Origin of the sequence: Aeromonas sp. S11(2024), from assembly GCF_041402345.1 — a bacterium.
In the GTDB taxonomy this organism is placed as follows: Bacteria; Pseudomonadota; Gammaproteobacteria; order Enterobacterales; family Aeromonadaceae; genus Aeromonas; species Aeromonas veronii.
This window is the reverse complement of sequence record NZ_JBGLRC010000012.1, coordinates 68,411-80,420: the sequence shown is the minus strand read 5'-3', so window position 1 is coordinate 80,420 and position 12,010 is coordinate 68,411. Positions and strand designations below refer to the sequence as shown.

The following is a 12,010-nucleotide window of genomic DNA, read 5'->3' as shown; positions in this document are numbered from 1 at the left end:
GATTATTCTTGATCCAGCTTCTTCTCAAGCTTGCTTAACCGCTTGTGCATCTCTTCGATACGCATCACCCGGGCGGCGGTCTTGCGCCACTCTTTATTGGTTTGCAGAGGGATGCCGGAAGAGTAGACACCGGGCTCGGTAATGGGTCGCATCACCATGGCCATACCGGTAACGGTGGCCTGGTCGCAGATCTCCATATGCCCGTTAAAGACGGAAGCGCCGCCAATGATACAGTATTTGCCGACCTTGAGACTACCAGCCATCACGGTAGAGCCCGCCACGGCGGTGCCGTAACCGATCTCCACGTTGTGGGCGATCTGGCACTGGTTGTCGATGATGACGTTGTCAGCGATGCGGGTATCTTCCAGCGCACCGCGGTCAATGGTGGTACAGGCACCGATCTCGACCCGGTTGCCAATGGTCACACCGCCGAGCTGGGGGATCTTGATCCACTCGCCACGCTCGTTGGCATAACCGAAACCATCGGCCCCGATCACTGTGCCGGATTGAACCAGACAGTCGGTACCCATGGTCACATTGTGATAGAGGGTGACGTTGGCCCACAGCCGGGAGCGGGCTCCCAGCCGGGTATTTTTGCCAACAAAACAGCCCGGGCCAATGCGTACATCGTCACCCAGCACGACGCCGGATTCGATCACTGCATTGGCGCCGATGGCCACTCTCTCGCCCAGTTGCACGTCAGCCGCGATAACGGCACTCGGATGAATATCCGTGGCCGGCTGCGGGGTGGTGTCCAGCAGTTGGGCTACCCGGGCAAAACCCACATAGGGATCTTTGAGCACCAGGGCATTGGTGGGACAAAATGGCAGATCCGCTTCGGTAATGAGCACGGCGGTCGCCTTGCTCTGCTCCAGATAGTGCCGGTACTTTTTGTTGGACAGGAAGGTGATATCCCCCTCCCCGGCCTTTTCCAGTGTCGCTACCTTGCGGATTTCCAGGGTTCCGTCGCCATGGACCTGGGCCCCCAGTTGCTGGGCCAGCTGTGCGAGAGTGAATGCCATCAATTAGTTGCTCTTGCTTACCTGAGAAATAACCTGGCCGGAGATGTCCAGCTTGCTGGCGGCATACGGGGCGGCATTGCGCTCCAGCACCAGATCGTAACCATTGCTCTTGGCGATGGAATCGATGGCTGCCTGCACCTTGGTCAGGATCTTGTTGCGCTCTTCGGACTGACGGCGACCGTTGTCCTGTTCAAACGCCTGACGCTTCTGGTTGAACTCCATCTGCAGCTTGGCCAGCTTCTCCTGGTTCTGCTTCTTCTGCTCGGCGCTCATGAAGGCTTCATCCTTGCGGAACTTCTCGACCAGCTTCTGGCCTTCCTGTTCCAGCTTCTGCAGCTCACGCATACGCGGCTCGAATTCACCTTTCAGCTTGGCTGCAACGGCTTCACGCTGGGGCAGCTTTTGGAAGACTTCGCCCATATCAACCACGGCGATCTTGGTCTCAGCGAAGGCAGAACCCATGCCGGCAGCCATCAGTGCAAAGCTCAAACCAGCTACTTTCAACGCTTTATTCACACTTACTCCTTGTTCCCTCATGGCGAGGGCTACCTGATTTACCCGATTATGCAAGCGGCGTTAAGACCGTCTTGTTACCTGGTGAGGCACGCATACCGCGCGTCCCATCATTGAAGACCCGCACCGCATGGGTGGGGGCGAAACTCTGCTTAGAAAGTACGACCGATGTTGAAGGAGAAGAACTCGGTGCGATCCCCTTCGTATTTCTTGATCGGCTTGGCCAGGGCGAACACCAGCGGGCCCATCGGCGAGAGCCACTGCAGGGAGACACCGGCAGAGACCCGGATATTGCCCGGACTGGAGTAGTCCTGGCTCACATAGCTACAGTTAGCATTACCGCTAGGATCGCAGGTATAAGCACTGTTGGCAAAATCAGTGCTCCAGACGGTACCGGCATCAATAAATGCGGTGGTACGGATCTGCGGACGATAGGTCTCGGAAACGAACGGGGTCGGGAAGACCAGCTCCAGTGAGGCGACGGCCAGAGCATTGCCACCGACAGAAGTATCCGAGCCCTCGTAATTGCCGGTCTTACAAGGTTGATTGCCAGTACAACCGTTTTTACCTAGAGGGTTATAGGTCGCATAGATAGCCTTGGGGCCTATGGTGTTGCTCTTGAAGCCACGTACTGTATCGAAACCACCCGCATAGTAGTTCTCGAAGAACGGCAACATGGAGTCGTCGCCATAGCCGTTACCGTAGGAGACACGGCCCTTGCCGATCATCACCCAGCTGTGATCCACATCGAGCGGGAAGTAGTGGGCATCTTCGGCGGAGAGCTTGTAGTACTGCAGCTCCATGCCCGGCACAGTCACCTTGGCGTTCACTCGTTGACGCTCACCGGCGGTCGGAAACATCCCCTTGTTCAGGGTTGAACGGGTCCAACCAGCGGTGAGGTCGACTGTCACGAACTCAACACTATCCTCACCCTTGGCATAAAGATCCCAGAACTGATCCATCTGCACTGACTGACGGTTGTCATTCCATTGGTTATAACAATTGTTGTTCTCGTCAACGCCATCAGAACCGATACACTCCTTGAATTTTGCCTCATTAAATGTCGGTCGGCTGAGCTTGGAGCTTTCAATACCGGTACTGAAGTCGAGACGGTTGAACTCGTTGACCGGGAAGCCGCTGGAAAGACGGAAACCGATGGTTTCGTTCTCGTAATCGACGATATCGGCATCATCGGCGCGGAACTGGTTGTAGTAGACCCGACCACCCAGGCTGACACCATCCACGGTGAAGTAGGGGTCGTTGTAGCTCAGGTCAACATTCTTGGAGTAGTCGTTGGTGCTGGCGTTGATGGAGACCTTTTTACCGGTACCCATAAAGTTGTCCTGGGAGATCCCCGCCTGCAGGCTCAAGCCCGATTCGGTACCGTAACCGATACCGGCGTTGATGGAGCCTGCTGGTTGCTCCTTGACCTTGAAGTCGAGGTCGACCAGGTCATCGTTGCCCGGCACCCGTTTGGTGTCCACTTCGACGCTCTCAAAGTAGCCAAGGCGGTTGAGACGGTTCTTGGACTGCTCGATGTTGTCGGAGGAGAGCCAGGTGCCCTCCATCTGACGCATCTCGCGACGCAGCACCTGATCTTCGGTGGTGGAGTTACCGCTGAAGTTGATATTGCGCACATAGACACGGGGGCCCGGCTCAACGTTGACGATCAGCTCCACTTCCTTGGTTTTGTCATTGATCTGCGGGAAGGTGACCACTTTCGGATAGGCGTAGCCGTAACGGCCGAGGAACTTGGAGAGCACCTCTTCGGTATGAGTCACCTGACTGGCAGAGTAGGTGCTGCCGGCAGCGATCGGGATCAACCCCTTCATCTCGCCACCGCGGTCGATCAGGTCACCCTTGAGCTGGACACCGGAGACCTTGTACTGATCCCCTTCCTTGATGTTGAGGGTAACGTAGACGCCCTTCTTGTCGGGGGTCATGGAGACCTGGGTAGACTCCTGCTGGAAGCGGATATAGCCGCGGTCCATGTAGTAGGAGCGTAGGGTCTCGATATCACCGGCCAGTTTCTGCTTCTGATAGCGCTGATCGGCGGTGAAGTTCCACCAGGGCACTTCGTCGCGCAGGGAGAGCTGGGCGATCAGCTTCTCTTCAGGGAAGACGCTGTTGCCGACGATGTTGATCTGCTGGATCTTGGCCGCTTCCCCTTCCACGAAGGTGAACTTGAGGTCGACCCGGTTGCGCGGCAACGGGGTGACGATGGCCTTGACCTTGGCGGAGTATTTACCCACGCCATAGTAGAAATCTTCCAGTCCCTTCTCGAGGGAAGTGAGTACGGTGCGATCCAGCGGATCACCCACACGGATACCGGAGGACTCCAGACTCTGGGTCAGTTGCTCCTCTTTGATATCCTTGTTGCCGGCAAACTCGATGCTGGAGATGGTCGGACGCTCCTTGACCATCACCTGCAGCACCTGGCCGTCACGGTAAACCTTCACATCCTCGAAGTTACCCGAGGCATAGAGCTTTTTGATGGCGCTGGCCAGAGCCACGGAGTCGACGGTATCACCGACCCGGATCGGCAGGTTCAACAGTGCGGCACCCAGGGTCACCCGTTGCAGACCTTCGACCTGGATATCTTGCACCACAAAAGAGGCAGGGGCCGCCTGGGCCAGGAAACTGGCACCCAGCAGGCAACTCAACACCAATGCTTTTTTAACAGCCATTTTGTTCTTATGTGTCCTTGTTGATGCTCTGGCCTCAGAGGCGAGCGAAATCGTTAAACAGCGCAATGCCCATCAATAACATCAGAATGGCGGCGCCGATCCTGAAACCCACTTCCTGTATTTTCTCTGATACCGGCTTGCCGGTGACCGCTTCGATCAGGAAATAGACCAGATGGCCACCATCGAGCACCGGCAGGGGGAACAGATTGATAATTCCCAGGTTGACGCTGATCAGCGCCAGAAAACTCAAGAAATAGACCAGACCATAGTCGGCACTGCTGCCGGCGCCCTTGGCAATGGAGATGGGGCCGCTCAGGTTGTCCAGCGACACGATGCCACCGATCAACTTGCCAATCATGTCAAAGGTGAGCGTGATCAGGCTCCAGGTCTTGTCCGCGCCATGCCACAGCGCCTGCAAAGGCCCATACTGTAACAGAATTCGATATTCATCCGGTAATGGAACCAGTTGCGGCGAGAGACCGACGAATCCTACCAGCTTGCCCTGCACCTTGCGGCTATCCGGGGTCAGGGTCACGTTGAGATCACTGTTGTTGCGCTCAACCACCACTTGCAGGGGTTCGCCCGGAGCCTGCTGCACCAGCTCGACAAACTGGGCCCACGCGGTAATAGGCTGATCGCCGACCTGTTTGATACGGTCACCGACCTGTAGCCCCGCCTTTTCACTGGCACTCTTGGGCACCACGGCAGCCACGACGGGCAGCACTTTGCCACTCAGGGGGACAATCCCCAAGCTGCCGATGGGCGACTCTTTATCCGGATCGAAAGTCCAGCCGGTCAGCGACAAGGTTTTATCGGTGGCATAGCTGGTATTGGGTGCCTGCACCTTGAGAGTCACAGCATCGTCACCCAGATGGCTGATAAGGGCGTAAGTGACGCTCTCCCAGTCACCGGTCTGCTCATCGCCGACCCCGACAATCTCCATCCCCGGCAGCACACCCGCCTCGGCAACTATGGATGCCGGACGCACTTCACCGATCACCGGCTTGACGCTCGGCACCCCGATGATAAACATCAGCCAGAGGGCAAACAGGGCAAACACGAAGTTGGCCATGGGACCTGCGGCAACAATCGCCATCCGCGCCCAGACACTCTTGTGGTTGAAGGCATACTGCTCGTCACCAGGCTTGAGTTCATCGACCCGGCCATCGAGCATCTTGACGTAGCCACCGAGCGGGATCAGCGCCAGCACATATTCGGTGCCATCCTTACCCATCCTGCGCCAGATCGCCTTGCCAAAACCGATGGAGAAACGCTCAACCTTGACGCCACAACGACGGGCCACCCAGAAGTGACCAAACTCGTGCACCGCGACCAGCAGGCCCAGCGCAACAACAAAAGCACCAATATTCCACAACACACCGCCCATCAGCCAAGCTCCTCAATCAAAGTGTGAGCACGGGCTCTTGCCGCACCGTCCAGGGCAAACAGATCATCGAGTGAGCCTACTGTGCTGCTCTCCAGCGCCAGCATCACTGCCTCGTTGATCTGGGCAATATCCATAAAGCCGATGCGCCCGGCTAGGAAGGCGGCAACCGCCTCCTCGTTGGCTGCATTGAGCGCAGTGGTCGCCGCTTGTCCCTTCTGGCAGGCATTGATGGCCAGCGCCAGACAGGGATAACGATCATAATCAGGCCGGATAAAGCTGAACTCTCCGACACTGAAGAAATCCAAAGGTTCCACACCGGAAGGGATGCGATTGGGATAAGCCAGCGCATGGGCGATGGGGGTACACATATCCGGATTGCCAAGCTGAGCCAGCACGGAGCCATCCTTGTACTGCACCATGGAGTGGATCACCGACTGCGGGTGGATCACCACCTGGATCTGCTCGGGCGCAGCATTGAACAGCCAGCGCGCCTCGATGTACTCCAGCCCCTTGTTGATCATGGTGGCGGAGTCGACCGAAATCTTGGCCCCCATCGACCAGTTGGGATGGGCGATGGCCTGCGCCGGTGTCACCTTGGCCAGCTCGCTGATCTCGGTGTAACGGAACGGGCCGCCGGAGCCGGTCAGCAAAATCTTGCTGATCCCCGCCGCAGCCAGATCGCAAAAACCGGGCTGGCGCTGCACGGCAGTCGGCAGACACTGGAAGATGGCATTGTGTTCGCTGTCGATGGGCAGCAGCTCGGCACCATGCTCGCGAACGGCCTCCATGAAGAAAGCACCGGACATCACCAGCGCCTCCTTGTTGGCCAGCAAAATACGCTTGCCGGCACGTACCGCGGCCATGGTCGGGGCCAGTCCGGCCGCACCGACGATGGCGGCCATCACGCTATGGGCGTCGGGGTGAGCGGCAACCTCGCAGAGGGCTGCTGCACCAGACATGACCCGGGTTGTACTACCGTGCGCTTTCAGACGGGCAGCCAGTTCACGGGCGGCATCCTCATCGACCATCACGGCAAAACGGGGGGAGAATTCGAGGCAGTCCCGCAACATGGCATCCACGTTGCGGGCGGCGGTCAACGCCAACACTTGCCAACTACCCGGGTTATGGCGCAGCACTTTCAAGGTACTCTGACCGATGGAGCCGGAGGCTCCCAGAATAACCAGTGACTTGTGCATCAAAACTCCTGACTGAGTAGCAGATAACTGAGCAGAAACACCGGCAGGGCGGCGGTCAGGCTGTCAATCCGGTCGAGAATGCCGCCATGACCAGGCAGCAGGGTGCCGGAGTCCTTGATGCCCGCTTCGCGCTTGAACATGCTCTCGGTCAGATCACCGAGTACGGAAGCAAGCACCGCCAGCAGAGAGCAAAACAGCACGGTGATCATCTTGGCAGGAACAAATCCCATCGACCAAGTAACGCCGATGGCCAGCAGGCTGGCGGTAAAGAGGCCGCCACACATTCCTTCGATGGTTTTGCCCGGACTGACGGCGGGGGCAAGCTTGTGCTTACCGAACGCCTTGCCGAAAAAATACGCGCCAGAATCTGCCGCCCAGACCAGTCCCATCACGAACAACAGGATCCAGGCCCCCATCATGGGGTCATGGTAAAAGTTGTAACCACGGATGGCGACCAGCGACCAGAAGAAGGGAACCAGAGTCACCAGACCAAACAGCGACTTGAGCCAGATAGACTCTTTCCACAGCTTGGCGCTTTGGGGATAGCGCAGCACCAGCAGCAGACCCAGCAGCCACCAGCTTACCGCGGTCCAGAGCACGCCCATCACGAGGGGGTGCAGGTGGGGCGTCCAGAGTTGCTCCACCGGCAGCCAAAAGAGGCTGGCACCGAGCAACAGACAAAATACGATGGGTAACCATTGCTGCGGAGCAGCAGAGACAAACCCGCTCCATTCGCGACTGGCCAACAAAAACACCAGCGCAGCCAACAGGGCAAAAAATTTCAATGGCAGAAAGAAGAGCGCCCCCAACACCAGGGGGATCAACATCAAAGCAGTAATAATTCGTTGTTTTAGCAAAAGAAACCTCTCTCTTGGGAGCGGGGTTTAGCCGGTCTGCTGCTCGGCGATCAATTCCCGTATCTGTTCACCCGTGCAACCGAAGCGACGCTCGCGGGCAACGAAAGAGGCGACCGCCTCACTGAACTCGGCCTCGTTGAAATCGGGCCACAATACCGGGGTAAAATAGAGCTCGGCATAGGCGAGCTGCCATAACACAAAGTTGCTGATGCGATGATCGCCACCGGTGCGGATCAACAGGTCCACGGGTGGCAGATCGGCCATGCAAACCTCACGGGTCAACATGGATTCATCAATGTCGTCAGCGGCCAGTTCACCGGCCGCCACTGCTTTAGCCAGCTTGCGGGCCGCCTGGGCGATATCCCACTGGCCGCCATAGTTGGCCGCAATGTTCAGGGTCAACCCCTTGTTATTGGCGGTCAAGGCTTCCGCCTTGGCGATTTTGGCCTGCAACCGCTCACTAAAGCGAGCAGTATCGCCAATCACCTTGAGCCGGATCCCGTTGTTGTGCAGTTTCTGCACCTCACGACCCAGCACTGTGATGAACAGTTCCATCAAGGCACTGACCTCCCCTTCCGGGCGGCGCCAGTTCTCGCTGGAGAATGCAAACAGGGTCAATGCCTCGATCTTGGCACGCGCAGCAAAGGTAACGGCCTCGCGCACTGACTTGACGCCCGCCTTGTGGCCATAAACCCGCATCTTGCCTCGGTTCTGGGCCCAGCGACCGTTACCATCCATGATGATGGCGACGTGACGGGGTAAAGACGAGTTGGCACAATCACCCAACGCAGCCAAAAGCGACATGTAATTCTCCCACAAAGACAAAAGCGCCGTGCAGGGGCACTACACGGCGCTCGTAATATACCTTTCAGACGGTTAGATTTCCATTAGCTCCTTCTCCTTTACGGCAAGGGCCTCATCGACCAGCTTGATGTAGGAGTCGGTCAGTTTCTGGATCTCTTCCTGGGCGCGACGGTCGTCGTCTTCGGAGATCTCTTTGTCCTTCAGCAGCGCTTTCAGATCGGCGTTGGCGTCACGACGGATGTTGCGCACGGCAACACGGGCGTTTTCCGCTTCGGCACGGACGATCTTGGTCAGGTCACGACGGCGCTCTTCGGTCAGCGGCGGCAGCGGCACACGCAGGGTCTGGCCATTGCTGGACGGGTTCAGGCCCAGATCGGAGGTCAGGATCGCCTTCTCTACCGCCTGGATCATGGAGCGGTCAAAAATGGAGATGGAGAGGGTGCGAGCATCTTCTGCCACGACGTTGGCCAACTGTTTCAGCGGAGTGGCAGCACCGTAATACTCAACCTGGATGCCGTCGAGCAGGCTCGGGTGAGCGCGGCCGGTACGGATCTTGGACATTTGAGTCTTGAGCGCTTCTACGCTCTTGCCCATACGGTCCTTGGCGTCGTTTTTAATCTCGTTGATCACAGTGGTTTTCCTTTTGGCGAACGAGCCGCTACACGGCCCGTGTCTATCTTATTTACTGACGTGATGGATAGGATAAGAGCGCCAGGTGGCTCACTTTTATCTTATTTACCAACGTGGTGGATCAGAGTGCCTTCCGGTTCACCCATGACAACCCGGCGCAGGGCACCCGGTTTGTTCATGTTGAACACGCGGATCGGCAGATCATGGTCACGTGCCAGGGTAAAGGCAGCAAGATCCATCACCTTGAGCTCTTTTTCAAGAACTTCATCATAACTCAGTTCATGATACAGCACGGCATCCGGATTCTTGACCGGATCTTCGTTGTATACACCATCAACCTTGGTGGCTTTGAGCACCACGTCAGCTTCGATCTCGATCCCGCGCAGGCAAGCCGCAGAATCGGTAGTGAAGAAGGGGTTGCCGGTACCGGCAGAGAAGATAACGACTTTGCCAGCACGCAGCTGGCTGATTGCCTCGGCCCAGCTGTAGGAGTCGCAGACGCCTTGCAGGGAGATGGCAGACATCAGACGGGCATTCACATAAGCACGATGCAGGGCATCACGCATGGCCAGACCGTTCATCACGGTTGCCAGCATACCCATGTGGTCGCCCACCACGCGGTTCATGCCCGCTTTGGCAAGACCGGCACCACGGAACAGGTTGCCGCCACCGATGACCAGACCGACCTGAACACCCAACTCAACCAGTTCTTTGATCTCTTGGGCCATCCGCTCCAGCACCGCCGGATCAATGCCGAAACCCTCGGATCCTTGCAGGGCTTCACCACTCAACTTCAGAAGAACACGTCTGTATGCAGGTTTGGGATTGGTACTCATGTCACTGATTCCTGGTCATATAAAGACCGCGACATAAGTCGCGGTCTGGGGAAACGGAAAAACCGGTTCGATTAGGCCTTTTGAGCGGCCGCGATTTGGGCTGCAACTTCAGCAGCGAAATCGGTCTCTTGCTTCTCGATGCCTTCGCCCACTTCGAAACGGGTGAAGGAGACAACGTCAGCGCCTTCTTTCTTCAGCAGCTCGGCAACGGTCATGGAAGGATCTTTCACGAACGGTTGACCAGTCAGGGAAACCTCACCGGTGAACTTCTTCATGCGGCCTTCAACCATCTTCTCGGCGATCTCTTTCGGCTTGCCGGAGTTGATGGCGATGTCGATCTGGATTTCGCGCTCTTTGGCAACGACTTCAGCAGACACGTCTTCAGGCTTGACGAATTGCGGGCTGTTGGCAGCAACGTGCATGGCCAGATCTTTGGCCAGCTCGGCAGAACCACCGGTCAGCTTGGTGATAACACCAATGCGGGAACCGTGAACGTAGGTACCCAGGTTGTCACCTTCAACCAGCATCACGCGACGCAGGTTCATGTTCTCACCGATCTTGGCGATCAGGTTGGTGATGGTCAGCTCGACGGATTCGCCGTTACCGAAGTCAGCGGCTTTCAGCGCGTCAACGTCAGCAATTTTCTGGGTCGCAGCGATGTCAGCGATCTTCTGGCCCATTGCCATGAAGCTGGCATCTTTGGCGACGAAGTCGGTTTCGCTGTTCAGCTCGATCATGACGGCAACGTTGCCTTCGGTGCGAGCAAAGATAACGCCTTCAGCGGCGATACGGCCAGCTTTCTTGGCGGCTTTGGCCTGACCGGATTTGCGCATGTTCTCAATTGCCAGCTCGATATCACCAGCAGCTTCTTCCAGTGCTTTTTTGCAATCCATCATGCCAGCGGCAGTGCGCTCGCGCAGTTCTTTTACCAGGGCGGCAGTAACGTTAGCCATGTCCAGTATCCTCGGTCTTGAATTGACAAGAAACAGGGGCCACAAGGGCCCCTGCTAACCAATTACATCAGCTTGGTTAATAAGGGCTTTACAGTCCTTATCAATTACTCAGCTTCAACGAAGCCATCTTGTTCGGCTTGAACAACGATGTCCTGAGCGCGAGCTTCCAGTACGGTGTCAGCAGCAGCATTCAGGTACAGCTGTACGGCACGGATAGCGTCGTCGTTACCCGGGATGACATAGTCAACGCCGTCCGGGTTGGAGTTGGTATCAACGATGGAAACTACCGGGATACCCAGGTTATTGGCTTCTTTGATAGCGATATGCTCGTGGTCGGCATCGACAACGAACAGAACGTCAGGCAGGCCGCCCATGTTCTTGATACCACCCAGGCTCTTCTCCAGCTTTTCCATTTCGCGAGTACGCATCAGCGCCTCTTTCTTGGTCAGCTTGTCGAAGGTACCGTCTTGGCTCTGGGTTTCCAGATCTTTCAGGCGCTTGATAGACTGACGAACGGTTTTCCAGTTGGTCAGCATACCGCCCAGCCAGCGGTGGTTTACATAGAACTGGTCGCAACGCTCAGCGGCTTCTTTTACGGCTTCAGACGCGGCACGCTTGGTACCAACGAACAGTACCTTGCCTTTCTTGGCAGCTACGGAGCTGATGAAGTTCATGGCATCGTCAAACATCGGAACGGTTTTTTCCAGGTTGATGATGTGAACTTTGCTGCGGGCACCGAAGATGTAGGATTTCATTTTCGGGTTCCAGTAACGAGTCTGGTGACCGAAGTGAACGCCGGCTTGCAGCATGTCGCGCATAGAAACTTTAGCCATTTTATACCTCTGTATTGGGGTTAGGCCTCCACACATCCCATATAACCGACCCGTTAAGGCACCCCGGCATATGTGTCGATGTGTGTGTGTTGTTTAAGTAAGGGTGATGAAATCGGGACGCAAGTTCCCCATTCCGGCGCGCTTTATACCATAACTTTGTTCAGGACACCACCGGCCGACACCCTAAACAGGTGTAAATATGGATCCCGCCAGAGGATGCTGCGACGCTGATTTGACGTTGTGATGACAATCACACTGGAAGTACGCGGGGGTTGCGGATAAAATTTTGCCC

General features: G+C 56.7%; 11 protein-coding genes. All 11 read right to left on the bottom strand.

The features are described 5' to 3' along the window. Window positions 1-2: 2 nt before the first annotated feature. The 11 genes from lpxD to rpsB all read right to left on the bottom strand — a co-directional run bounded on the left by lpxD (window position 3) and on the right by rpsB (window position 11,718). Window positions 3-1,022, bottom strand: coding sequence for a UDP-3-O-(3-hydroxymyristoyl)glucosamine N-acyltransferase (lpxD, locus tag ACB040_RS12065; RefSeq protein ID WP_005338561.1), 1,020 nt, complete (start codon window positions 1,020-1,022; stop codon window positions 3-5). A 3-nt stretch (window positions 1,023-1,025) separates the two neighbouring features. After that, window positions 1,026-1,538 (bottom strand): OmpH family outer membrane protein, encoded by a 513-nt coding sequence (locus tag ACB040_RS12060; RefSeq protein WP_005338563.1) that lies wholly within the window; start codon window positions 1,536-1,538, stop codon window positions 1,026-1,028. Between the two features lie 149 nt (window positions 1,539-1,687). Next, window positions 1,688-4,222 (bottom strand): outer membrane protein assembly factor BamA, encoded by a 2,535-nt coding sequence (bamA, locus tag ACB040_RS12055; protein WP_371154909.1) that lies wholly within the window; start codon window positions 4,220-4,222, stop codon window positions 1,688-1,690. Between the two features lie 34 nt (window positions 4,223-4,256). Continuing rightward, window positions 4,257-5,609: a sigma E protease regulator RseP gene (gene rseP / locus ACB040_RS12050; RefSeq protein WP_058058902.1), complete on the bottom strand. Its 1,353-nt coding sequence runs from the start codon at window positions 5,607-5,609 to the stop codon at window positions 4,257-4,259. Further along, window positions 5,609-6,805 (bottom strand): 1-deoxy-D-xylulose-5-phosphate reductoisomerase, encoded by a 1,197-nt coding sequence (ispC, locus tag ACB040_RS12045; protein ID WP_338774057.1) that lies wholly within the window; start codon window positions 6,803-6,805, stop codon window positions 5,609-5,611. The genes rseP and ispC overlap by 1 nt, the downstream gene beginning before the upstream one ends. Next, window positions 6,805-7,662 (bottom strand): phosphatidate cytidylyltransferase, encoded by an 858-nt coding sequence (locus ACB040_RS12040; RefSeq protein ID WP_026034918.1) that lies wholly within the window; start codon window positions 7,660-7,662, stop codon window positions 6,805-6,807. Before ACB040_RS12040 ends, ispC begins: the two co-directional genes overlap by 1 nt. Window positions 7,663-7,689: 27 nt before the next feature. Further along, window positions 7,690-8,466 carry a polyprenyl diphosphate synthase gene (gene uppS / locus ACB040_RS12035; protein ID WP_005338574.1) on the bottom strand — a complete coding sequence of 259 codons (777 nt, stop codon included), beginning with the start codon at window positions 8,464-8,466 and terminating at the stop codon, window positions 7,690-7,692. 72 nt (window positions 8,467-8,538) lie between these two features. After that, on the bottom strand, window positions 8,539-9,096 hold the full coding sequence (frr, locus tag ACB040_RS12030; RefSeq protein ID WP_005338576.1) for a ribosome recycling factor: 558 nt from the start codon (window positions 9,094-9,096) through the stop codon (window positions 8,539-8,541). A gap of 101 nt (window positions 9,097-9,197) precedes the next feature. Further along, window positions 9,198-9,932 carry a UMP kinase gene (pyrH, locus tag ACB040_RS12025; RefSeq protein WP_005338577.1) on the bottom strand — a complete coding sequence of 245 codons (735 nt, stop codon included), beginning with the start codon at window positions 9,930-9,932 and terminating at the stop codon, window positions 9,198-9,200. Between the two features lie 71 nt (window positions 9,933-10,003). After that, window positions 10,004-10,885 carry a translation elongation factor Ts gene (gene tsf, locus ACB040_RS12020; protein ID WP_005338578.1) on the bottom strand — a complete coding sequence of 294 codons (882 nt, stop codon included), beginning with the start codon at window positions 10,883-10,885 and terminating at the stop codon, window positions 10,004-10,006. A 104-nt stretch (window positions 10,886-10,989) separates the two neighbouring features. Beyond that, window positions 10,990-11,718 (bottom strand): 30S ribosomal protein S2, encoded by a 729-nt coding sequence (rpsB, locus tag ACB040_RS12015; RefSeq protein WP_005303470.1) that lies wholly within the window; start codon window positions 11,716-11,718, stop codon window positions 10,990-10,992. Window positions 11,719-12,010 lie beyond the last annotated feature (292 nt).

Coding starts and splice junctions, on each gene's coding strand:
- lpxD (WP_005338561.1), bottom strand. CDS start 1,022: ATGGCATTCACTCTCGCACAGCTGGCCCAGCAACTGGGGGCCCAGGTC.
- bamA (WP_371154909.1), bottom strand. CDS start 4,222: ATGGCTGTTAAAAAAGCATTGGTGTTGAGTTGCCTGCTGGGTGCCAGT.
- rseP (WP_058058902.1), bottom strand. CDS start 5,609: ATGGGCGGTGTGTTGTGGAATATTGGTGCTTTTGTTGTTGCGCTGGGC.
- ispC (WP_338774057.1), bottom strand. CDS start 6,805: ATGCACAAGTCACTGGTTATTCTGGGAGCCTCCGGCTCCATCGGTCAG.
- uppS (WP_005338574.1), bottom strand. CDS start 8,466: ATGTCGCTTTTGGCTGCGTTGGGTGATTGTGCCAACTCGTCTTTACCC.
- pyrH (WP_005338577.1), bottom strand. CDS start 9,932: ATGAGTACCAATCCCAAACCTGCATACAGACGTGTTCTTCTGAAGTTG.
- tsf (WP_005338578.1), bottom strand. CDS start 10,885: ATGGCTAACGTTACTGCCGCCCTGGTAAAAGAACTGCGCGAGCGCACT.
- rpsB (WP_005303470.1), bottom strand. CDS start 11,718: ATGGCTAAAGTTTCTATGCGCGACATGCTGCAAGCCGGCGTTCACTTC.